Source organism: Aquibacillus kalidii, from assembly GCF_014280935.1.
In the GTDB taxonomy this organism is placed as follows: domain Bacteria; phylum Bacillota; class Bacilli; order Bacillales; family Amphibacillaceae; genus Aquibacillus_D; species Aquibacillus_D kalidii.
The window spans coordinates 98956-121654 of sequence record NZ_JACLZI010000066.1; the positions used below are offsets into that span (position 1 = coordinate 98956).

At 38.4% G+C, this 22699-nt stretch carries 21 protein-coding genes; 15 read left to right on the plus strand and 6 right to left on the minus strand.

The window, feature by feature from the left end:
* The first annotated feature begins 29 nt into the window (after window positions 1-29).
* The 10 genes from metX to eno all read left to right on the plus strand — a co-directional run bounded on the left by metX (window position 30) and on the right by eno (window position 11429).
* Window positions 30-1217, plus strand: a complete 1188-nt coding sequence (gene metX / locus H7K77_RS20815; RefSeq protein WP_235989032.1) for a homoserine O-acetyltransferase MetX — start codon at window positions 30-32, stop codon at window positions 1215-1217.
* A gap of 34 nt (window positions 1218-1251) precedes the next feature.
* Window positions 1252-2478: a homoserine dehydrogenase gene (locus tag H7K77_RS20820; RefSeq protein ID WP_186580922.1), complete on the plus strand. Its 1227-nt coding sequence runs from the start codon at window positions 1252-1254 to the stop codon at window positions 2476-2478.
* A 503-nt stretch (window positions 2479-2981) separates the two neighbouring features.
* Complete coding sequence (locus H7K77_RS20825; RefSeq protein WP_186580924.1) at window positions 2982-3944, plus strand: L-lactate dehydrogenase; 963 nt, start codon at window positions 2982-2984, stop codon at window positions 3942-3944.
* A 77-nt stretch (window positions 3945-4021) separates the two neighbouring features.
* Window positions 4022-4258, plus strand: a complete 237-nt coding sequence (locus H7K77_RS20830; RefSeq protein ID WP_186580926.1) for a glutaredoxin family protein — start codon at window positions 4022-4024, stop codon at window positions 4256-4258.
* A gap of 147 nt (window positions 4259-4405) precedes the next feature.
* Window positions 4406-5434, plus strand: a complete 1029-nt coding sequence (locus H7K77_RS20835; RefSeq protein WP_186580928.1) for a sugar-binding transcriptional regulator — start codon at window positions 4406-4408, stop codon at window positions 5432-5434.
* Window positions 5435-5466: 32 nt separating this feature from the next.
* Window positions 5467-6474, plus strand: a complete 1008-nt coding sequence (gene gap / locus H7K77_RS20840) for a type I glyceraldehyde-3-phosphate dehydrogenase (protein WP_186580930.1) — start codon at window positions 5467-5469, stop codon at window positions 6472-6474.
* A gap of 141 nt (window positions 6475-6615) precedes the next feature.
* A complete protein-coding gene (locus tag H7K77_RS20845; protein WP_186580932.1) occupies window positions 6616-7797 on the plus strand; it encodes a phosphoglycerate kinase in 1182 nt (393 codons plus the stop codon).
* Window positions 7798-7815: 18 nt separating this feature from the next.
* The gene (gene tpiA / locus H7K77_RS20850; protein ID WP_186580934.1) at window positions 7816-8574 is read left to right on the plus strand and encodes a triose-phosphate isomerase; all 759 of its coding nucleotides are present in this window, start codon (window positions 7816-7818) and stop codon (window positions 8572-8574) included.
* Window positions 8571-10109 (plus strand): 2,3-bisphosphoglycerate-independent phosphoglycerate mutase, encoded by a 1539-nt coding sequence (gpmI, locus tag H7K77_RS20855; RefSeq protein ID WP_186580935.1) that lies wholly within the window; start codon window positions 8571-8573, stop codon window positions 10107-10109. Before tpiA ends, gpmI begins: the two co-directional genes overlap by 4 nt.
* A 33-nt stretch (window positions 10110-10142) precedes the next feature.
* Window positions 10143-11429, plus strand: a complete 1287-nt coding sequence (gene eno / locus H7K77_RS20860; protein WP_186580937.1) for a phosphopyruvate hydratase — start codon at window positions 10143-10145, stop codon at window positions 11427-11429.
* A 236-nt stretch (window positions 11430-11665) separates the two neighbouring features.
* Here eno and H7K77_RS20865 read toward each other — a convergent pair whose 3' ends face one another.
* Entirely contained in the window at window positions 11666-11944 is a 279-nt protein-coding gene (locus tag H7K77_RS20865; RefSeq protein WP_186580939.1) for a hypothetical protein, read from the minus strand.
* Window positions 11945-12150: 206 nt separating this feature from the next.
* Here H7K77_RS20865 and H7K77_RS20870 point away from each other — a divergent pair, with 206 nt between their 5' ends.
* Window positions 12151-12381: a helix-turn-helix transcriptional regulator gene (locus H7K77_RS20870; protein WP_186580941.1), complete on the plus strand. Its 231-nt coding sequence runs from the start codon at window positions 12151-12153 to the stop codon at window positions 12379-12381.
* Window positions 12381-12671 carry a hypothetical protein gene (locus H7K77_RS20875; protein WP_186580943.1) on the plus strand — a complete coding sequence of 97 codons (291 nt, stop codon included), beginning with the start codon at window positions 12381-12383 and terminating at the stop codon, window positions 12669-12671. The genes H7K77_RS20870 and H7K77_RS20875 overlap by 1 nt, the downstream gene beginning before the upstream one ends.
* Before the next feature lie 61 nt (window positions 12672-12732).
* Here H7K77_RS20875 and ptsP read toward each other — a convergent pair whose 3' ends face one another.
* The 5 genes from ptsP to H7K77_RS20900 form a co-directional block, all read right to left on the minus strand.
* The gene (ptsP, locus tag H7K77_RS20880; RefSeq protein WP_186580944.1) at window positions 12733-14448 is read right to left on the minus strand and encodes a phosphoenolpyruvate--protein phosphotransferase; all 1716 of its coding nucleotides are present in this window, start codon (window positions 14446-14448) and stop codon (window positions 12733-12735) included.
* A gap of 6 nt (window positions 14449-14454) precedes the next feature.
* On the minus strand, window positions 14455-14724 hold the full coding sequence (locus H7K77_RS20885; RefSeq protein WP_186580946.1) for a phosphocarrier protein HPr: 270 nt from the start codon (window positions 14722-14724) through the stop codon (window positions 14455-14457).
* Between the two features lie 58 nt (window positions 14725-14782).
* The gene (locus tag H7K77_RS20890; protein WP_186580948.1) at window positions 14783-16687 is read right to left on the minus strand and encodes a PTS fructose transporter subunit IIABC; all 1905 of its coding nucleotides are present in this window, start codon (window positions 16685-16687) and stop codon (window positions 14783-14785) included.
* A 12-nt stretch (window positions 16688-16699) separates the two neighbouring features.
* Complete coding sequence (pfkB, locus tag H7K77_RS20895; protein WP_186580950.1) at window positions 16700-17614, minus strand: 1-phosphofructokinase; 915 nt, start codon at window positions 17612-17614, stop codon at window positions 16700-16702.
* A 371-nt stretch (window positions 17615-17985) separates the two neighbouring features.
* Window positions 17986-18921, minus strand: a complete 936-nt coding sequence (locus tag H7K77_RS20900) for an alpha/beta hydrolase (RefSeq protein WP_186580952.1) — start codon at window positions 18919-18921, stop codon at window positions 17986-17988.
* A gap of 150 nt (window positions 18922-19071) precedes the next feature.
* Between H7K77_RS20900 and secG the strand changes: the two genes are divergently transcribed.
* From secG to rnr, 3 genes are all read left to right on the plus strand, one after another.
* The gene (secG, locus tag H7K77_RS20905) at window positions 19072-19302 is read left to right on the plus strand and encodes a preprotein translocase subunit SecG (RefSeq protein ID WP_186580954.1); all 231 of its coding nucleotides are present in this window, start codon (window positions 19072-19074) and stop codon (window positions 19300-19302) included.
* A gap of 271 nt (window positions 19303-19573) precedes the next feature.
* Window positions 19574-20317 carry an alpha/beta hydrolase gene (locus H7K77_RS20910; RefSeq protein WP_186580956.1) on the plus strand — a complete coding sequence of 248 codons (744 nt, stop codon included), beginning with the start codon at window positions 19574-19576 and terminating at the stop codon, window positions 20315-20317.
* A 64-nt stretch (window positions 20318-20381) separates the two neighbouring features.
* Window positions 20382-22688, plus strand: a complete 2307-nt coding sequence (rnr, locus tag H7K77_RS20915) for a ribonuclease R (protein WP_222599484.1) — start codon at window positions 20382-20384, stop codon at window positions 22686-22688.
* Window positions 22689-22699 lie beyond the last annotated feature (11 nt).

Below are 22699 nucleotides of genomic sequence, written 5' to 3' on the forward strand. Positions count from 1 at the left end.
TCTATCTATATGGGGAGGCTTTTTTTGTTATGCAAAACTTAGGGGCAGCCATATGGCGAAAAGAGGCTTTTTATGTCTGCTCTTCTAAAAAGCAAAAGTGGGGATGGATAAGAGGAAGGTGGAGATTTCCTATGAAGGTGTCGGTCGCCCTACCTAGGGAAACTGGAACAATTAATATTGGGGATTTGCAATTAGAATCAGGTGAAATAATTCAAGAGGCTCAATTGGCCTATGAACGTGTAGGTTCAGCTAAAAATCCTACTATCCTCATTTGCCATGCACTTACCGGAACACAAGAGGCAGTAGGTGAAAAGGAATCACCAGGTTACTGGGCAAAGTTAATCAAGCCAGGAGGGTATATAAATTTAGATGATTACCAAGTTCTTTCCTTCAATGTTATTGGTGGGTGCAATGGATCAACAGGGCCCTTAAGCATCAACCCTAAGACAGGAAAACCTTACCAATCCAATTTTCCTTTCATCACAGTGCGGGATATGGTAAATGCGCAATATCAGGCGCTTCATAAGATGAAGATCTCACATTTAAAGGCAATTATAGGTGGTTCTTTAGGTGGAATGCAAGTACTGGAATGGGGCATTATGTATCCAGATAAAATGGATGCATTGTTTCCGATTGCGGTTACTCCATTTTTAAATGACTACGCAATTGCCTTTAATACTATTGCGCGATTAGCGATTCGACAAGATCCAAACTGGAATGGTGGAAATTATTCTTTTGATACAAAACCTGAAGATGGTTTGAGCCTAGCGCGAATGGTAGGGATGGTGACGTATCGAACGAGTGAACTATTTAGTGAACGGTTTGGAAGAGAGCAAAGAGGTAACAACGGGACTTCACATGATGAAATCAATTATGAAGTTGAATCTTACTTAGACTATCAAGGGGAAAAATTAACGAAGCGTTTTGATGCAAATAGTTACTTATATTTATTAAGAGCGATGGATACCCATGATGTTGGTCGAGGTCGTGGAGGATGGAAACAGGCTTTATTATCGATCAAGGCCCGTCTTCATGCGGTTACGTTTGCGGGGGACCTATTATTTCCAACAAAGGATTTAGAAGATTTTGTTTATATGATGAAGGAAAATAAAGCGGACGCATCGCTTGATCATGTTGATACCCAATTTGGGCATGATGGTTTCCTAGTTGAATTTGAGAAATGGGGACATCTTCTCAAATATAGGTTACAAATATAGAGATATAAAGGGACGATTAGCTAGGAGGGAAAAGATGGGCAATTTAAGAATAGCGTTAATTGGCTTAGGAACAGTTGGGCAAGGAGTTTACCAAGCGATCGATACGCATCAAGAGCGTTTAGAAAAATTACTAGGAAAACATGTTGAAATAGTCGGTGTACTCGTACATAATCCTACCAAAAAAAGAAATATTTCCTCTAATGCAATACTTACACAGGATATAGATGAGTTATTAACAATTAATGAGCTAGATGTTGTCGTAGAAGCTATAGTCGGAGTCGAGCCCGGCTACACCTATCTCATGAAAGCATTGGAGAAGGGGATTCATGTGATTACAGCTAATAAAGAACTTCTAGCTCATAGAGGGAAAGAACTTCGTGAAAGAGCAAGAGAAAACAACGTTCGCTTACAATATGAGGCAGCTGTTGCGGGTGGTATTCCAGTAATAAGTACGTTAAAGCATATTTTGCGTGTTAATTCGGTTATTAAAATTGACGCTATTCTTAATGGTACATCCAACTATATATTGAGTGATATTCGCCAAAACCAAACCTCATTTACAGAATCTCTCCTAGCAGCTCAAGCAAAAGGTTATGCAGAAGCGGATCCAACGAATGATATTGATGGTTGGGATGCTTTTTATAAGCTAATGATATTATGTGATTTATTATTTGGTGAGCAGCCTGACTGGAATAAAGTAGTTAGGGATGGCATAAGACAAATGGATACGATTGACCATGCAGCTGCAAAGTCAATTGAACATCGAATTAAATTGGTTGCCTCCATTGAAGTAAAACAAAACTCTGTCACCGCTAGTGTTAAACCATTATTAGTATCTAACGAACATCCTCTATATTCTGTTGAGGGAGTAGATAATGCCGTTGTAATCACCGGCGATTTGGTTGGTGAACTTAAGCTTCAAGGACCAGGAGCAGGTGCGTATCCTACAGCGAGTGCAATTGTAGAAGATCTTGTTTCTATTTATACAGCAAACGAGATTCCCACATTAGTAAACGACGTATCGTATTCTTATCAAGAAGCTAGTGATATCCAAGAGTGGTTACTAATCGGTTCGCTAGAAAGTAATCGAGGAATCAATGTGATTGAAAAATGGTTTGTTTCTGAATCAAGTAAAAAGATAAATTGTTGGCGAGTAGTAGCAGAAGGGAAACAAATCAGAACTATCTTGGAGAATCAACCCAATTTGGTAGGGTATAGGTTCATAGATTCACAGTTAAGGCCACTTGTTTCGGCAAAATAGTAAAGGCTTTTTCCGTAAACTTTCTTGCTTTTTTATTGCATGGTTGAGATATATCTCCATTTTTTATTTTTTACTAGATGAGTGTAAATTTGCTTGCGACGCTGTTGAATTTGTCACGTAAGGTTAATTCTAGCGTTGTGTGATTGGAGAAACATTATGAATTGGCTATGTTAGAGAGCTCCTAACGTCGCGAAAATGAAGAAGCTGTATGAATTGGCAACGTTAGAAAGCTTCTAACGTCGCGAAAAAAGAGAAGCCGTAAGAATTCACTACGTTAGAGGACTCCATACGTTGCGAAATTATAGTAACAGTAGGAATTCACCACCTTAGACGACCTTTTCAGTTACTGCAGAGTTTTAGTAAATGTATGAATATAGAAGCAATGGGCAATCTCATAGTAACTAATTTGTCATAATTAAATATCATCTATTGTTTTTAATGTAGGCAAAATAAGATATAGTTAAGATATATTCAATTTTTCGGTTTAGAAAGGATGGTTACTAGTGGTCGATACTCTAACAAAATCAAGAAAAGTAGTTATAATTGGAACTGGATTAGTGGGTTCTAGCTATGCTTATGCTTTATTAAATCAAGGTGTGGCAAATGAGCTAGTATTAATTGACGTGAATAGAGAGAAGGCAGAGGGAGAAGCACGAGATTTAAACCATGGTATGCCGTTTGCTTCCCCGATGAAAATTAGAGCTGGAGGTTATGAGGAGTGTAGCAATGCTGATTTAGTTGTGATCACTGCGGGTGCTAACCAAAAGCCAGGAGAAACTCGCTTAGACCTTGTTTCTAAAAATGCTAAAATATTTAAAGGCATCGTTACTAGTGTCATGGAAGTTGGCTTTAAAGGAATTTTTCTTGTGGCGACAAATCCAGTCGATATTCTTAGCCACGTTACATTAGAAGTTTCAGGTTTACCAAAAGAAAGAGTTATTGGTTCCGGAACAATTCTAGACACAGCAAGATTCCGTTATTTGCTAAGCGAACATTTTGAGATTGATTCCAGAAACGTACATGCCTATATTATTGGGGAGCATGGAGACTCTGAGTTACCAGTATGGAGCCATGTTCAAATCGGTGGTATTCCTTTAAGTAAATATGCCAAAATCGATGATGTAGAAAATAATCCAGAAATGACTAAAATATTTGAAAATGTTCGAGATGCTGCATACCATATCATTGAACGCAAAGGTGCAACTTATTATGGCATTGGATTAGGGCTAATGAGACTGACAAAAGCAATTCTTCATAATGAAAATTCAATCGTTACCGTTTCAACCCTCTTAGAAGGTCAATATGGACTAGATAATGTCTATTTAGGTGTACCTGCCATTGTTAATGAGTACGGGATTAGACAAGTAGTTGAATTAGAACTAAATGAAACAGAGAAGCAGAAGCTTCACAATTCCGCGGGTATCCTTAAAGAAATGACAGATGCAGCACTTAAAGCATTGAAGTAAAGGGGGAGGAGCTAAATTAGCTCCTTCTTTCGTTTGCAAAATAATATAGTGGGAATAGGATAGCTGGAGGGTAAAGGATGAAAACTATTAAGCTTTACACCAAAAGTAATTGTCATTTGTGTGAAGATGCCAAACAATTACTATTAGTAGTAAAAGAAGAAGTAGATTTTAAATGGAAAGAAGTAGATATTTATACAGATGATATTCTTCTAGAAAAATATCAGTTGATGATTCCAGTAGTGGAAGTAGATGGGATCGAAGTTGATTATGGTCAAATAAATTATGATACAATCCTTCAAGCAATAAAGTCATAAAAAAAATGTAGAAATTAGTTGTGGTAAATTGAGGCATCTGATACAATAATTATTGGAAATGGATTTTTTTTGGCGCTTGTGGGACACAATATGACTACCAGGGACATAATTATCCCAGCACCCAGTAATGGAAAGAGGAGTTACGTCATGAGAGCTTTGATCGATCTTCAAGAAAAATTATTCCCTGATTTGCTCGAAGTCATGCAGCGACGATATAAAATTCTGCAATACATTCAATTAATGGAACCGATTGGTCGGCGAACACTTGCTGACACAATGGAAATGACAGAAAGACTAGTCCGTAGTGAAATTGATTTTCTTAGCAAGCATGGATTCATAGGTGTTACCGCAAAAGGAATGCATTTAACTAATCCAGGTTACGAGATACTGGAAAAACTTTCAGAATTTATGAATGAGGTCTCTGGGTTTAGTGTTTTAGAGCGACACATTCAAGAAAAATTGAATTTAGAAAAAGTAATTGTGATTCCAGGTAATAGTGATGAGCATGATTGGGTAAAACAAGAACTAGGAAAAGCATGTGTACATTTCCTAAAGTCACTTCTTAAGTCTGATGAAACGGTTGCTGTAACTGGTGGAACATCCATGGCTGCTGTTGCGCAAATGATGACACCGCTAGAACGTGCGAAAAATTGTATGTTTGTTCCTGCAAGAGGAGGTCTTGGGGAACGGGTGGAAAATCAAGCGAACACAATTTGTGCCGAAATGGCCAAAAAGGCAAATGGGAACTATCGTTTGTTATATGTACCTGATCAACTTAGTGAAGAGTCTTATCAATCCATTATTGAAGAACCATCTGTAAAAGAAGTTTTAAGTCTGATTCGAGAAGCTGCTGTTGTTATTCATGGTATAGGTGATGCCATTACGATGGCAAAACGTCGAAAAGCATCTGAGGATGTTTTAAAAAAGATTATGGGTGGAAAAGCAGTAAGTGAAGCATTTGGCTATTATTTTGATAATGAAGGTGAAGTTGTCCATAAAGTTAGAACTGTAGGTATTCAATTAGAAGATTTATATAAGTCTAATTGTGTCATTGCAGTCGCAGGTGGAACATCCAAAGCAAAGGCAATAACCTCATTTTTCAAACAGGGGAAGAGCAGTATTTTAATAACAGATGAAGCTGCTGCAAAAGAGTTAATAAAGGGAATTTCCCTTTAATTATATATATGAAAAACAAGGAGGAAACAAGAATGACTGTAAAAGTTGGTATTAATGGTTTTGGTCGTATTGGACGTAACGTATTTCGTCAAGCTCTTAAAAATAGTGAGGTAGAAGTTGTTGCAGTTAACGATTTAACTGATGCAAACATGCTTGCGCACTTATTGAAATATGATTCTGTTCACGGAAAGCTGGAAGAAGAAGTAACTGTAAATGGTTCAAATCTTGTAGTTGCTGGAAAAGAAATCAAAGTACTATCAGAACGTGATCCTGCTAACCTTGGTTGGGGAGATCTTGGTGTAGAAGTAGTTATCGAATCTACAGGACGCTTTACTGCTCGTGACGATGCGAAGAAACACCTTGATGCTGGTGCTAAAAAAGTAGTTATTTCTGCTCCTGCTTCTGATGAAGATATTACAATTGTTATGGGTGTTAACGATGACAAATATGATGCTGGAAGCCACCACGTAATCTCAAACGCTTCTTGTACTACAAACTGTCTTGCACCATTTGCAAAAGTACTTAACGATAGCTTTGGTCTTAAACGCGGTATGATGACAACTGTTCACTCTTATACTAATGACCAACAAATCCTTGATTTACCACATAAGGATTACCGTCGTGCTCGTGCTGCTGCGGAAAACATTATTCCAACAAGCACTGGAGCTGCAAAAGCAGTGTCTCTAGTACTTCCTGAACTTAAAGGTAAATTAAATGGTATGGCTATGCGTGTACCTACTCCAGACGGTTCATTAGTTGACTTAGTTGCAGAACTTGATAAAGATGTAACTGCTGAAGAAGTGAACGCTGCATTCAAAGAAGCTGCAGAAGGAAAACTTAAAGGAATCCTTGGTTACAGCGAAGAGCCATTAGTTTCTGCTGACTACGTAGGAGATCCTCATTCTTCTACTATTGATGCACTTTCTACAATGGTTATGGAAGGCAACCTTGTTAAAGTAGTATCTTGGTATGATAACGAAATGGGTTACTCTACTCGTTGTGTAGATTTAGCTGTATTCCTTAAAAAACAAGGTCTTTAATTAGATCTTGTATAGAAAATAGTAATTTAAGGAAATTTAAATGGGAGGGGGATCAATCCTCCTCCCATTTTCTCTATTGTAACTTGTACAGTTTCGCTTAGAAGCTTACATAAGATTGAAAGAGCCCAAGGAGGTAATACGATGAATAAGCAAACGATTCGTGATGTAAACCTTAGCGGTAAAAAGGTATTTTGCCGTGTTGATTTCAACGTACCAATGAGCAATGGTGAAGTAACAGATGATACTAGAATTAAAGCAGCGTTACCTACGATTCAACATTTAGTTGAACAAGGTGCACAAGTAATTCTAGCTAGTCACCTAGGTAGACCAAAAGGTGAGGTAGTAGAAGAATTAAGACTAGATGCTGTGGCAAAACGCCTAAGCGAACTGCTTAATACAACTGTTACGAAAACAGATGAAGTTTATGGTCCTGAAGTAGACAAAGCATTAGCTGAGCTTAGTGATGGCAGCGTATTGCTGATTGAAAACGTACGTTTTAATCCAGGTGAAACTAAGAATGATCCAGAATTGGCAAAAGAATTTGCTAAAATGGCTGATTTCTATGTAAATGATGCATTTGGTGCAGCTCACCGTGCGCATGCTTCAACTGCTGGTGTGGCTGAACATTTACCATCTGCTGCTGGTTTCTTACTTGAAAAAGAGTTAGAGGTTCTTGGAAAAGCTTTATCTAATCCAGAACGTCCATTCACTGCTATTATTGGTGGTGCAAAAGTTAAGGATAAGATCGGTGTTATCGATAATCTTTTAGATAAAGTAGATAACCTTATCATCGGTGGAGGTCTTGCTTATACTTTCATCAAAGCACAAGGGCATGAAATTGGTAAGTCGTTACTAGAAGAAGATAAGATTGATTTAGCAAAAGAATTTATGCAAAAAGCGAAAGACAAAGGTGTCAACATGGTTCTACCGGTTGATGCAATTGTTGCTGATGACTTTTCTAATGATGCTAATATCAAAGAAGTAGATATAGATAAAATTCCAGCTGATCTTGAAGCGTTGGATATTGGTCCTAAAACTCGTGAAAAATATGCTTCTATCGTTAAAGATTCGAAGCTAGTAATCTGGAACGGACCAATGGGTGTATTCGAACTTGAAGCATTCGCAAACGGTACAATTGCAGTTGCAGAAGCATTAGCTCAAACTAATGGTTACACTGTTATTGGTGGAGGGGATTCAGCTGCTGCAGTTGAAAAATTCCACTTCGCTGATAAAATGGATCACATTTCTACTGGTGGTGGTGCTTCCCTTGAGTTTATGGAAGGTAAAGTATTACCAGGTGTAGATGTATTAAGTGATAAATAATTAAGGAGAGGTGTTAGCATGCGTAAAAAAGTAATTGCAGGTAACTGGAAAATGAACAAGGTGCGTTCTGAAGCAGTACAGTTCATTGAAGATACAAAATCAAACGTGCCTGCTAGTGACAAAGTAGAGTCTGTTGTTTGTGCTCCATTTCCTTACCTAGCTGAATTAGTTGAAAAAGCTGCAGGATCTGATGTGAAAATCGCTGCACAAAACATGCACTTTGAAGACAATGGTGCATTTACTGGGGAAGTTAGTCCGGTAATGTTAAAAGATATCGGTGTTACTTATGTTGTGCTTGGTCACTCTGAGCGCCGTGAGTATTTCGCTGAAACGGATGAAACAGTAAACAAGAAAACACACGCAGCTTTTAATCATGGCCTAACACCTATTGTTTGTGTTGGTGAAACACTTGAACAACGTGAGAACAATGAAACAATGACACTTGTAGAAGACCAAGTGAAAAAGGCGCTTGCAGGTCTAAGTGATGACCAAGTTAAAGCTACTATTATTGCATACGAACCAATTTGGGCGATCGGAACTGGTAAAACAGCTACTTCTGAGCAAGCCAATGAAGTTTGTACACACATCCGTAAAGTTGTTGCCGAAGCTGTATCTGCAGATGCTGCTGAAGCTGTTCGTATTCAGTACGGCGGAAGTGTAAAACCAGCAAATGTGGATGAGCTATTATCTCAATCCGACATTGATGGTGCATTAGTAGGTGGAGCAAGCTTAGAAGCTGATTCGTTCTTGAAATTAGTGGAGGCTGGTGCGAAATGAGTCAAGATAAATTAGCCGCACTAATTATCTTGGACGGATTCGCTTTCCGTGATGAAGTTAAGGGTAATGCGGTGGCACAAGCTAATAAGCCAAACTTCGATCGTTACTGGAACCAATATCCACATAACCAATTAGTGGCTAGTGGGGAAGCTGTTGGACTTCCTGAAGGTCAAATGGGTAACTCTGAAGTTGGTCACTTGAACATCGGTGCAGGAAGAATTGTTTATCAAAGCTTAACAAGAGTTAATCTTTCTATTCGTGAAGGTGACTTTTTCGATAACGAAGTGCTTTTAGAAGCTGTAGAAACAGCTATTCAGAGAAAAAAAGCACTTCACGTGTTTGGTCTCTTATCTGACGGTGGTGTTCACAGTCATATTGAACACTTGTATGCAGTCTTAAAATTAGCTGCGAAGAAGGGTCTTAAAGAAGTTTACGTTCATGGCTTTTTAGATGGTCGAGACGTCGGCCAAAAATCAGCCAAGAAGTATGTGCAAGCTCTTCTTGATGAAATGAAAGAAAATGGTGTTGGTAAACTTGCTAGTTTATCAGGCCGTTACTATTCCATGGACCGCGATAAGCGTTGGGACCGTGTGAAAAAAGCTTATGACGCGATGGTTTACGGTGAAGGACCTAAATATAAGGATCCAATCGAATTAATTGAGGATTCTTATGCTAATGGAATTTACGATGAGTTCGTTCTTCCTTCTGTATTAACAGATGAGAACGATCAACCAATTGCAACAATTCAAGACGAAGATTCTTTAATATTCTATAACTTCCGTCCAGATCGTGCGATTCAAATCTCTCGTACGTTTGCTAACGATGACTTCCGTGACTTCGATCGCGGGGAACATGCACCTAAAAACTTGTATTTCGTAGGGTTAACTAATTTTAGTGAAACAGTTGATGGATTTGTTGCATATAAACCAGTCAATCTAGATAATACTGTTGGAGAAGTTCTTTCTCAAAACAATCTGAATCAGCTTCGTATTGCTGAAACAGAAAAATATCCTCACGTAACCTTCTTTATGAGTGGTGGTCGTGAAAAAGAATTTCCTGGTGAAAAACGAATTCTAATTGATTCTCCTAAAGTAGCTACCTACGATCTTAAGCCTGAAATGAGTGCTTATGAAGTGACAGATGCATTACTTAAGGAATTAGACGAAGGTAATCAAAATGCTATTATTTTGAACTTTGCTAACCCAGATATGGTTGGTCACTCTGGTATGCTAGAGCCTACAATTAAAGCGATTGAGGCTGTAGATGAGTGCTTAGGTAAAATTGTTGATAAGATTATCGAAAAGGGTGGGCATGCTATTATTACTGCTGATCACGGTAATTCGGACGAAGTTGTGAGCTTAGATGGGAATCCAATGACAGCTCATACAACCAACCCTGTTCCAGTTATTGTAACGAAAGAAGGTATTGAGTTACGTGACGGTGGAATATTAGGTGACCTTTCCCCAACATTACTAGACTTACTAGAAGTGGCACAACCTAAAGAAATGACAGGTAAATCTTTAATTAAAAAATAATATTAATTGATATTAAAAGGAGAGAAACAAACAATGCCATACATTACAGATGTTTATGCACGTGAAGTATTAGACTCTCGTGGTAACCCAACAGTAGAAGTAGAAGTATTTACAGAATCAGGAGCATTTGGTTCTGCTATCGTACCAAGTGGTGCGTCAACTGGTGAATATGAAGCAGTTGAATTACGCGATGGTGACAAAGCTCGTTACCTTGGTAAAGGTGTTTTAAAAGCAGTTGAAAACGTAAATGAAATTATTGCTCCAGAACTATTAGGTCTAGACGTTACGCGTCAAGTTGTTATTGACGAATTACTTCTTGAGCTTGATGGAACAGAAAACAAAGGTAAATTAGGTGCTAACGCTATCCTTGGTGTTTCTATGGCTGTAGCTCATGCTGCTGCTGACCATGTAGGTGTTCCACTTTACACTTACCTTGGTGGATTCAATGCGAAAACTCTTCCAACTCCAATGATGAACATCCTTAACGGTGGAGAGCATGCTGATAACAACGTTGATATTCAAGAATTCATGATCATGCCTGTAGGTGCTCCAACTTTCCGTGAAGCACTTCGCATGGGAGCTGAAATTTTCCACAGCCTGAAAAAAGTTCTTAGTGGAAAAGGTCTTAACACTGGTGTTGGTGATGAAGGTGGTTTCGCACCAAACCTAAGCTCTAACGAAGAAGCTCTTTCTACAATCATTGAAGCGATTGAAGCTGCTGGTTACAAGCCAGGAGAAGAAGTGAAGCTTGCAATGGACGTTGCATCTTCTGAGTTCTACGAAGATGGAAAATACAACCTTAAAGGGGAAGGCGTAGTACGTACTTCTGCTGAAATGGTTGACTGGTATGAAGAAATGACAAACAAATATCCAATCATCTCTATTGAAGATGGTCTTGATGAAAACGACTGGGAAGGTCACAAGTTATTAACTGATCGTCTTGGTGATAAAGTTCAATTAGTAGGTGACGATTTATTCGTTACAAATACGAAGAAACTTAAGCAAGGTATCGAGCAAGGTGTAGGAAACTCTATCCTTGTTAAAGTGAACCAAATCGGTACACTTACTGAAACTTTCGATGCTATCGAAATGGCTAAACGTGCTGGTTACACTGCAGTAATCTCACACCGTTCTGGTGAATCAGAAGATGTAACAATTGCTGATATCGCAGTTGCTACAAACGCTGGACAAATCAAAACTGGTGCTCCATCACGTACAGACCGTGTTGCGAAATACAACCAACTTCTTCGCATTGAAGATGAATTAGTAGGAACTGGCCAATACCTTGGTCTTGCTTCTTTCTACAACTTAAATAAATAATTGATTTACACGAAAGCTGCTAGTGGGGAAAACCTCGCTAGCAGCTTTTTTAGTTTGGCTAGAGGGTGTAGAGGTTTATGTGCCGACTTAGGAGACAAATGTGCCAATAAGGGGGAGTTATGTGCCAATAAGCAGTGTTTATGTGCCAGTTAGGCAAGTATATGTGCCAAAAGCCAATACTTATGTGCCACACCACTATAAAAGCCTCATGAGAGTGTCTCATGAGGCTTCACATATTAATCCATCGTACGGGATGTCATTTGTTGATAAGTTTGTTTTTGCTGATCTAACTCTCTACGAGCAAGATCAAGTGCTTCTTGATTCTCAGTGACCTGTGCTGCCTGTTCTAAGGAACTCTCAGCACGTTTAAGAGAGTTTTGGATCTGTTCCATTACTTGACTATTTGGATGGCTCTCGGCTTGTGTAATCGTGTTTTGAAGATGCATAATGGATTGTTGAGCCTGTGCTAGCTGAGTTTGGTCCTTCATTGTTGAGATATTGTTGTTTTTCAACATGTCCAACTCCTTTTGAAAAATCACTTCTGTCTTAATTTGCTTTAAATGACCAACAAATATTCATATAGCCTAATGACTTTGCATGGAAGGTTGTCTGAATTTCATAAAATCTAGGTAAAATAAACCATACTAAATGTTAAAAATACTTTACTTAAAGTAAAAAATATATTACCATATATTATACATATTAAAAAGGAGGTTTTTGATTGGGATTAAAAACAACGGGTTGCCTTCAAAACCGACTTGCCGTTCTCCGGGCAGAAAAAAAGTGGTCACAGAAACAAGTAGCAGAATATGTCGGTGTAAGCAGACAAACGATCATCTCTCTAGAAAATAATCGTTATAATCCTTCTTTAAAATTAGCTTTTGAAATAGCGCTTCTTTTTGAAAAAAATATTAATGAAGTTTTTCAATACGAGACAGGGGAGGAAGAGTGATGTTAGTTTTATCAGTGATCTTAGTTCCTATATTCCTAATTTGCCTATTTGTGTCATTGAAATTTATATGGGGAGAAGAAGGGAAGGATGAGCGAGGTAAGCAAATTATTACAACCTCCTACATGATGTCATCACCCATTTTCCCAATAGGTTGGCTAATTGTGGAGAGCTATCATAACTATGTTGATTCACTATCGTTTAGTGTTTACCGCGATTGTATTTGGGTATTAGTATTACTTACATTTATTGTTCAAGGATCAGTTATTTTTAAATTCAAAAGGCAAATGTAATACAATTCCAACAAAAAAAGGAAGCCACAGATGAAATACCTAGAGGCTTCCTTGATTGTTATTATTGATTTGTTTTCTCTCTAATAAACGCTTCTACTTCATCAGCAGTGTCCATAGAAAGTAATTGATCTTTGAAAGAAGCAAGTTCCTCTTTAGAAAGATCTCTAATTTGTGTACGTGCAGGTAAGATAGATGTAGCACTCATACTAAACTCGTCCAATCCAAGACCGAGCAAGATTGGGATTGCAATAGAATCACCGGCCATCTCTCCACACATACCAGCCCATTTGCCTTCTGCGTGAGCAGCCTCGATAACGTTATTAACAAGGTTAAGGATTGCAGGATGGTACGGCTGATAAAGGTAAGAAACACGCTCGTTCATACGGTCAGCAGCCATTGTGTATTGGATTAAGTCATTTGTCCCAATACTAAAGAAATCTACTTCTTTAGCAAATTGGCGTGCAATAACTGCAGTAGATGGAATCTCTACCATAATACCAACCTCAATATCATCTGAAACCTTTACACCTTCATTAGTTAAGTTAGCTTTTTCTTCTAAAAGAAGTGCCTTAGCTTGACGGAATTCGTTTAGTGTAGCGATCATTGGGAACATGATTTTCAAGTTTCCATAAACACTTGCACGAAGTAATGCACGTAACTGTGTGCGGAATATATCGTCACGTTCTAAACATAAACGAATGGCGCGGAAGCCTAAAAATGGATTCATTTCTTCCGGTAACTTTAAGTAGCTAAGCTCTTTATCGCCACCGATATCCAACGTACGAACAACGACAGGTTTGTCACCCATTTGCTCTAAAACTGATTTATAAGCATCAAATTGTTCGTCTTCAGTTGGAAGTTGACTTTTACCCATGTATAAAAACTCTGTACGGTAAAGACCAACACCTTCACCACCGTTATTAATTACACCAACAACATCCTCTGGTGTACCGATGTTAGCTACTAGCTCTACATGCTGATTATCGGCAGATATAGTAGGTTCGTCTTTTAATTGTGCCCATACTTGTTTTTGTTTTTCGAAATCTTCTTGCTTCTGCTTATAAGTAGCAAGTTCGTCTTCGGTTGGGTTTAAAATAACTTCCCCATCAATCCCATCAACAATGATCATTTCATCACGCTGAGCAGAAGAGGTAATCGTTTTTGTCCCAACTACTGCAGGAATTTCTAGAGATCTAGCCATAATTGCAGAGTGAGAAGTACGGCCACCGATATTAGTTGTGAATCCTTTAACGAATTGCTTGTTTAATTGTGCAGTGTCTGAAGGCGTTAGATCCTCTGCCACTACAACAACTTCTTCGTCAATTAGAGCTGGATTAGGGAATGTTACGTTAAGTAAGTGAGCCATCACTCTTTTGGTAACATCTTGAATGTCAGCAGCACGCTCTCTCATGTACTCGTTATCCATTGCTTTAAACATGTCGATGAACATATTAGCTGTTTCATCAAGTGCTGATTCTGCATTAACATTTTCTGAATTAATTTTATCTTGGATTGGGTTGATTAATTCAGGATCGCTAAGAACAAGTAAGTGAGCAGAGAAAATTTCTGCATGCTCGTCTCCAAGAGATTTACGTGCATTTTCTCTGATTTTTTCTAGTTCTTGTTTAGAGATCTCGAGCGCTTTGTTTAAGCGCTCGATTTCTGCTTGTGTGTCATCTACTTTCTTTTTTTCAAAAGAAAGGTCCGGAACTGCAAGCTTATAAACCTTAGCAATTGCAATTCCGCTTGAAGCTGCGATACCGCTTATATTACTCATTAAGAATTACTCTCCTAGTCCTTCTGATTTGATTGCATCTACAATAGCATCTAAAGCTTCTTGCTCATCAGAACCATCTGCAACAATTTTGATTTCTGCATCTTTAGGTATACCAAGAGACATTACACCCATGATTGATTTAAGGTTTACTGATTTTCCGTTATACTCTACTGTCACATCTGATGCAAAGTTTCCTGCCTTGTTAACTAGCACTGTTGCTGGACGTGCGTGTACACCTGTTTCGTCTGTAATCTTCATTGTTTTTTCTACTGCCATGAGAAAAACCTCCTAAATAATTTATAATTTTTGTACGGGTAAAATATTCACTCTAATTTTACTCTTTTTTAAGGTCCTTTTTCAAGAAGCCAATTGCAAATGCACAAATTATTGTACCAATTAATATTGCTAATAGATATAGTAATGCATTTCCCTCTACAAGTCCCGCTACAACAATACCACCGTGCGGGGCTTTAAGGCCAATATTAAATAGCATACTTAAACCACCGGCTGCCGCTGCACCTATGACAGCAGAAGGGATTACACGTGCAGGATCTGCTGCTGCAAATGGAATGGCACCTTCTGAGATGAAGAATGCCCCTAACGCATAGTTGGATTTACCGGCATCGCGTTCTTGTTGTGTAAACTTGTTCTTAAAAATTGTAGTTGCAAGAGCAGTACCTAGTGGTGGTACCATCCCTCCAGCCATAATAGCTGCTATAAAGCTATAGTTCCCAGCTTCCAGCATCGCAATACCAAATGTATAAGCTGCCTTGTTAATCGGTCCACCCATATCAACTGCCATCATACCACCTAGAATGATACCTAGTAGGACTAAGTTCGTGTCTCCAAGTCCTTGTAACCATGAAGATAGACCAGTATATATTCTAGTTAATGGTGGATTAATTAGTAACATGATTATCCCGGCAATACCGATACTAAATACTGGATAGAATAGAACTGTTTTTAATCCATCAAACATGGATGGTAGTATTTCTAAAACTTTTTTCACACCTAAAGTGACATAACCACCTAAGAAACCAGCGATTAAACCACCTAAGAAACCAGAACCCCCAGACGCTCCCTCAACACCAGATATTGTGATGGCAATCAAACCACCTACCATACCAGGAGCAAAACCAGGTCGGTCTGCAATACTTGATGCAATAAAACCTGCAAGTACTGGAACCATTAAGAAAAAGGCATTTCCACCACCGATAACGTTTAACATGTCAGAAAAGCGGTTGTAGTCTTCACTGGATGGATCAGATGGATTAATACCACCAAACAGGAAGGATAAGGCAATTAGTATCCCACCACCAACAACAAACGGTAGCATGTTTGATACACCATTCATCAAGTGTTTGTAAAATCCACTACGGCCTTTATCCTCATTCGATGAACCTTCATCAGATGAGCCGTTTCCGCCACCCTGATAAATAGGAGCATCTTTATGAAGAGCACGTTTGATTAATTCTTTAGGTTCATGAATTCCTTTTGCAACAGGAACCTGAATGAGCGGTTTTCCTTTAAAGCGCTCTGTTTCAATTTTTGTATCCGCGGCAACAATAATGGCATCGGCTTTTTCAATATCTTCCGGTGTTAAACGATTTTTAACGCCACCAGAACCATTTGTCTCAACTTTAATGGCATATCCCATCTCTTTTGCGGTAGCTTTTAATTTATCAGCAGCCATATAAGTGTGGGCAATACCTGTTGGGCAACCAGTAACTCCTAACAAGAATATTTCTTTGTCAGAAGAAACTTCTTCTTGCCCCTCGGATTCCTCTTTTTCCTTTTGGTCAATTACAGCCATCACTTCATCAATAGATGCTGCTTTTTCAATTTTTTCTCGAAAAGCATTGTCCATTAAGAAAGAAGATAGGCGTGATAATGTTTCTAAGTGCGTTTGATTTGCACCTTCTGATGCGGCAATCATGAAAAATAGGTGAGAAGGTTGTCCATCAAGTGAATCGTAATCAACCCCGTCCTTCGAGCGGCCGAATACGATTGCGGGCGTTTTAACTGCAGCCGTTTTGGCATGAGGGATAGCAATTCCTTCCCCGATACCCGTTGTGCTTTGTGCTTCACGTGCTAGTATTGCTTCCTTATACGCTTCCTTGTCATTTAAACGCCCAGCTTCATCTAATTTGTTAACTAATTCATCAATGACGGAGGATTTAGTTGTGGATTGTAGATCCAGAATAATCGTGTCATTTTTTAGTAAGTCTGTGATGTTCATGTGTACCCTCCTTTAATCTATTTGTTGTAGACTTATTTGTTTTAATAGATTTTCTACGTCCGCTTTAGAGCACAGATCTTCACTAAACGCGGTAGCACTACCGGTAGCAACAGCATATTTGAACGCTGTTTCGGCATTCCCATCTCTGACAAATGCGGATAAAAATCCTGAAACCATCGAATCACCAGCACCAACTGTATTTTTTACATCACCTTTTGGAGCGGTTGCAAAAATACATACTTGGTCGCTAATATAAACAGCACCGTCACCACCCATGGATACAATGACATGTTCTGCGCCCTTTTGATTTAATTGTTTCCCATAATGAACCGCGTCATCAAATGAATCAATCCTAGTATCAAATAACTCACCTAATTCGTGGTGGTTCGGTTTCACTAAGAATAGCTTTGACCCGATTACTTCCTTTAGTGCTTGACTAGAAGTATCTGCAATGAGTCGAATCCCTTTTTGCTCACAAATACTTGCAACTTCCTTATAAAACGTATCTGGTACTGAATTTGGAATACTTCCGGAAGCAACTAAAAAATCGCCTTCTTGAAATTGATCAAGTTGTTCATAAAGCTTTATAAGTTGCTCTTTACTGATATCAGGTCCGGGACCGTTAATTTCTGTTTCTTGCCCTGATTTTAGTTTCATATTAATTCGTGTATTACCAGAAACTTCAATAAAGTCTGTAGTGATCTGTTCTTTCGTTAATTCATCCTTGATAAAAGTACCTGTGAATCCACCTAAAAAACCTAAAGCAGTGTTTTCCACTCCCAAGCGCTTTAACACACGAGAAACGTTGATGCCTTTTCCGCCAGCATAATAGAACGTTTTCTCACCGCGGTTTAAATCTCCAGGCTGAAAATCAGGAACATGAATAATGTAATCCACAGAAGGATTTAAAGTACATGTATATATCACATTGACACCAACCTTTTTTAAATTTTACATACAGACTATGTAGGGCGAATGCTTTTCCTTATATTTTGCTAAACTAGTCACTAGATACGTACTTTTTAAAAATATATATAAGTGGAGCATTTTAGGGGCTTCAGATAAATAATAAAGGAACCCTTTTTAATTTTCAATCAAAATCAATCAAAATATTTCATAATCTATCAATAATGGACAAACAAAAAAGAGTAAGTAATTGGCTGCCTTAAGAAAATATTAAAAAAACTTACAGAATAACTGGTTTCATTCAAAAAAAGCAAACCTAATCTAATTTGATTTTGGTCTGCTCAATATTACATATGCGTTTGCTCTAAACAAAGGATTTTATTAGTGGAAAATTACTTCTCATTTATTTGGTCATTTAGCCAATCAAGAACATCTTGGTAGACCTCGTGTTTATTTGTCTCTTGTAATAATTCATGGCGTGCTTCTGGATAGAAGATTTGATCTACATGATTCATACCGATTTTATTAAATTGTTCCATTACTTTCAGAACACCTTTAGATCTATTACCGACGGGATCCTGTTCACCACTTATAAATAGAATAGGAATGTCTTTGTCCATCTTCTCTATGTTTTGTTTCTGATGAATACTATGTAATCCGTCAAATAAATCATAGAAGAAAGTAGCTGTTGGGATAAATCCAGTGAAAGGATCATTGATGTAGTTTTGCACTTGCTCTTTGTCACGGCTCAACCAATCAAATTCCGTTGTTGTATTCTGCAAATGTTTTTGGTAGTTTCCAAATACGAGTTTATTTAATGATTTTGACGCAGTCCGTTTTCCAACTTTCTTGATGTTGCGTTTCGCAAGTGCCTTACCAAGTATAGTTACAAACGATGGTTGAAAACCTGTTCCTGATAGGATAACCCCTTTTACTAAACCATGGTGTTTTTGGATATACCGACGTACTAGAAAGGACCCCATGCTATGCCCGAACAAAAATATAGGTGTGGAGGGATGTTCTTTTTGGATTAGTTTCGTTATGTCAACTAAATCATCACTCGTTTTCTCGAACCCATTAATATCTGATAGGTGACCTAAATGACCTTGTTTCTCTCCAGTTTTGCCATGACCCCGATGATCATTTCCATAAACAAAAATATTATGATCCACTAAGAACGTAGCAAAATCTTTATAGCGTTCTATATGTTCTACCATTCCGTGCGAGACTTGGATAATGGCTTTAGGAACTGTATAGGGGTCTGACCACTTCACAATGTGTATATTTGTTTGATCCTTTGCTTTTAACCAGGATTCTGTTTGTTCCATAAAAATCACACCCTTTAAAAATTAATTATATCAACTCATTAAAGATAACGTTTACATCTATTTGTGTAAAGAGAAAATTAACTTGCTAAACAACTAGGTGTTATGCTAATCTATCATTATGTATAAGCGCGTCTAGGAGGTGTACGCAACATGGCAGGAGTTGCGATTACTTTATTAGTGATTGATGCAATTGCTCTTATTATTTTAGTTCTTTTACAATCAGGGAAGAGTGCTGGACTTTCTGGTGCTATCTCAGGTGGGGCAGAGCAATTATTTGGTAAACAAAAAGCACGTGGAATTGATGCTGTTCTTCACCGTGCAACATTAGTAACTGGAGTGCTGTTATTCGTTCTTACGTTTGCACTTGGTTATATTTTGTAATTAATGACGAAACATTTTTAATAAAAAATGGACAAGAATCCCTTGCTGCTATGGTGAGGGATTTTTTCATTATTTGGGTATTACATAACTGATAGAGCCAATATTTTGGCATATAAATGAAAATCCTAAATTAGTGCTCATCTGTTAGCATGATTAAATTCATATAATGTAAAGGAAATAATGCAATCTTTGTGAAGTTTTGTGAATACTTTGGTACGATTAACCAAAGTAATAATCAAATACATAGAAATGAAAGGAAAGTGGATTCAGCATGAAAATTAAACTTCCTCAGCCTTTTACGTTTGAAGAAGGGGAAAGAGCGGTATTACTATTACATGGGTTTACTGGACATACAGCGGATGTTCGTATGCTTGGACGATTTTTACAAGGGAAGGGCTATACCTGTCATGCGCCGATCTATCGTGGACATGGGGCGCCACCAGAGGAGTTAATTCAATCCACACCTGACCAGTGGTGGGAAGATGTTCAAGCTGCTTTACAGTATTTACAGGACATGGGACACAAGGAAATAGCAGTAGCAGGCTTATCGCTAGGTGGAGTCTTGGGGCTAAAGCTAGCTTATTCATATCCGATAAAAGGTGTTATTCCAATGTGTGCACCAATGTTTTTTGACAATGAAGCACAGCTTACAAAAGGTTTTAAAGCTTTCTCGACGGAGTTTAAGCAATTGGAAAAGAAAGATGAAGAAACAATCGACCGTGAAGTGGCGCAATTAATGGATGATTCGAAACAACTTTTTCAAGATCTGGGTGGATTAATAACAGAGGTAAAAGAAGGAGTCGACCAAATCTATGCGCCTACTATGGTAGTCCAGGCTCGCAAGGATAAAATGATTAATACTGGGAGCGCAAACTTTATCTATGATAATGTGGAAGCAGAACATAAAGAGATCAAGTGGTACGAAAATTCAGGGCATGTTATCACGTTGGATAAAGAAAAAGAACAGCTACATGAAGATATTTATCAATTTTTAGAATCATTGGATTGGTCTTAAGCCATAATAGTAGTAAACGTTATTTTTATATTACTATCCATTTTATGAAAAGGAAGGTGAGCACTTGAATCATAACGATATTAAAGAGAAGATAGTTAATTATTTTAAAATTAATGCCGACAAGCCCTTATCTGTTCAGGAGATACAAGAGATTTTAAATTTACAGGATGCAGACGAATTTACGATACTAATGAAACTGCTAAATGAACTGGAAGATGAAGGTGAGCTTGTTAGGACAAGAAAAAACCGTTACGGTCCTCCAGAGCGTATGAATTTAGTAAGAGGTAAAATTCAAATGCATGCAAAAGGCTTTGCATTCTTAATTCCTGATGATGAAACACAGGACGATGTCTATATAAATCATGCGGATCTTCAGTCAGCGATGAACAATGACAAAGTATTAGTCCGAATCGATGGAAGAGATGAACACGGAAAGCGTCCTGAGGGCGTAGTTGTTCGTATTTTAGAACGTGCCACTACAGAAGTAGTCGGTACATATGATGCAAACGGAAGCTTTGGTTTTGTTATCGCGGATGATAAGCGAATTCCGAATGATATTTTCATCCCTAAAAATGCAAATAATGGAGCGGTAGATGGTCACAAGGTTATTGTAAGAATAACAAAGTATCCAGAAGCGCGAATGAGTGCTGAAGGGGAAATCGTTCAGATTCTGGGACATAAAAATGATCCAGGAATTGATATTATTTCGATTATTTACAAAAATGGGATTACCATTGATTTCCCTGATGAGGTACTGGAACAAGCGGCAAACGCACCAGAACAAATTCATGAAGATGAAATAAAAAACCGTAAAGACTTACGAGATGAAATGATTGTTACGATTGATGGTGCAGATGCTAAGGACCTTGATGATGCCGTTACAGTTAAAAAGTTAGATAATGGTAATTATAAGCTAGGTGTTTATATTGCCGATGTAACTTACTATGTGGGAGAAGGCTCACCAATAGATAAGGAAGCAGCAGATCGTGCAACTAGTGTTTATTTAGTTGACCGTGTTATCCCAATGATTCCGCACCGGTTATCAAATGGAATCTGTTCCTTAAATCCACAAGTCGACCGTCTAACTTTAGGCTGTGAGATGGAGATTAACGCTCAAGGTGAGGTTGTCAGCCATGATATCTTCCAGAGTGTAATCAAAACAAATGAACGTATGACGTACCATGACGTAAACAAAATTTTAGTAGACAAAGATCAGAAGCTAATGGAGCGTTACAACGAGTTAGTTCCAATGTTTCAAGATATGGAAGAGCTCGCAGAAGTTCTTCGTCAGAAGCGCTTTGGTCGTGGGGCAATTGATTTTGACTTTAAAGAAGCAAAAGTGCTAGTTGACCAAGACGGTAAAGCGGTTGATGTGGCTATCCGTGAACGCTCTGTAGCGGAGCGTTTAATTGAGGAATTTATGCTGTGTGCCAATGAAACAGTTGCTGAGCATTTCCATTGGATGGATGTTCCATTTATCCACCGCGTTCACGAAGATCCAAGTCCAGATAAACTGCAAAGCTTTTTTGAATTTATCGGTACATTAGGGTATGTCGTGAAAGGGACATCCAACGAGATCCATCCACAGGCCTTGCAGAAAGTGTTAGAAGAAGTACAAGGAACCCAAGAAGAAATGATCATATCTAAGCTAATGCTTCGCTCGATGAAGCAAGCAAAGTATGATCCAAATGGCCTTGGACACTTTGGTTTAGCTACGGAATTCTATACGCATTTCACTTCGCCGATTAGACGTTATCCTGACTTAATCGTCCACCGTCTAATTCGCACCTATTTAATAAATAAGCAACTAGATGAAAAGACAAGAGCGCATTGGAAAGAAAGAATGCCTGAAATTGCGCGTCATTCATCTGAAAAGGAACGTGGAGCGGTAGATGCAGAACGTGAAACAGATGACCTTAAGAAAGCTGAGTTCATGCAAGACAAGGTTGGAGAAGAGTTTGATGGGGTAATCAGCTCTGTAACAAACTTTGGATTATTTGTAGAACTTGAAAACACTGTCGAAGGTCTGGTTCATGTCAGCTATCTAACCGATGATTATTACCACTTTGATGAGCGATCCTACGCCATGATCGGGGAGAGAACAGGAAACATCTTCCGGATTGGTGATGAAATTACAGTGAAGGTTGCGAATGTAAATATAGAAGAGCGTGCCGTTGATTTTGAGATAGTCGGAATGAAACCTCGGAAAGAACGTATCAGCCCAGGTAGGCCGAAAGTTATCAAAACAAAGGGCTCTGAAGGTAGTAAAGCTAGAGGTAAGGGTAAACCAGCTGGTGGAGGTCGTGGTAAGGTCAAGCCACCAAAAGGGTCTGGTAAAAAGAAAATGGGTAAAAAGAAGAAAAGAAAATAGAGGCCTCATCG

Coding starts and splice junctions, on each gene's coding strand:
- metX (WP_235989032.1), top strand. CDS start 30: ATGCAAAACTTAGGGGCAGCCATATGGCGAAAAGAGGCTTTTTATGTC.
- H7K77_RS20820 (WP_186580922.1), top strand. CDS start 1,252: ATGGGCAATTTAAGAATAGCGTTAATTGGCTTAGGAACAGTTGGGCAA.
- H7K77_RS20830 (WP_186580926.1), top strand. CDS start 4,022: ATGAAAACTATTAAGCTTTACACCAAAAGTAATTGTCATTTGTGTGAA.
- H7K77_RS20835 (WP_186580928.1), top strand. CDS start 4,406: ATGAGAGCTTTGATCGATCTTCAAGAAAAATTATTCCCTGATTTGCTC.
- gap (WP_186580930.1), top strand. CDS start 5,467: ATGACTGTAAAAGTTGGTATTAATGGTTTTGGTCGTATTGGACGTAAC.
- H7K77_RS20845 (WP_186580932.1), top strand. CDS start 6,616: ATGAATAAGCAAACGATTCGTGATGTAAACCTTAGCGGTAAAAAGGTA.
- tpiA (WP_186580934.1), top strand. CDS start 7,816: ATGCGTAAAAAAGTAATTGCAGGTAACTGGAAAATGAACAAGGTGCGT.
- gpmI (WP_186580935.1), top strand. CDS start 8,571: ATGAGTCAAGATAAATTAGCCGCACTAATTATCTTGGACGGATTCGCT.
- eno (WP_186580937.1), top strand. CDS start 10,143: ATGCCATACATTACAGATGTTTATGCACGTGAAGTATTAGACTCTCGT.
- H7K77_RS20865 (WP_186580939.1), bottom strand. CDS start 11,944: ATGTTGAAAAACAACAATATCTCAACAATGAAGGACCAAACTCAGCTA.
- H7K77_RS20875 (WP_186580943.1), top strand. CDS start 12,381: ATGTTAGTTTTATCAGTGATCTTAGTTCCTATATTCCTAATTTGCCTA.
- ptsP (WP_186580944.1), bottom strand. CDS start 14,448: ATGAGTAATATAAGCGGTATCGCAGCTTCAAGCGGAATTGCAATTGCT.
- H7K77_RS20885 (WP_186580946.1), bottom strand. CDS start 14,724: ATGGCAGTAGAAAAAACAATGAAGATTACAGACGAAACAGGTGTACAC.
- H7K77_RS20890 (WP_186580948.1), bottom strand. CDS start 16,687: ATGAACATCACAGACTTACTAAAAAATGACACGATTATTCTGGATCTA.
- H7K77_RS20900 (WP_186580952.1), bottom strand. CDS start 18,921: ATGGAACAAACAGAATCCTGGTTAAAAGCAAAGGATCAAACAAATATA.
- secG (WP_186580954.1), top strand. CDS start 19,072: ATGGCAGGAGTTGCGATTACTTTATTAGTGATTGATGCAATTGCTCTT.
- H7K77_RS20910 (WP_186580956.1), top strand. CDS start 19,574: ATGAAAATTAAACTTCCTCAGCCTTTTACGTTTGAAGAAGGGGAAAGA.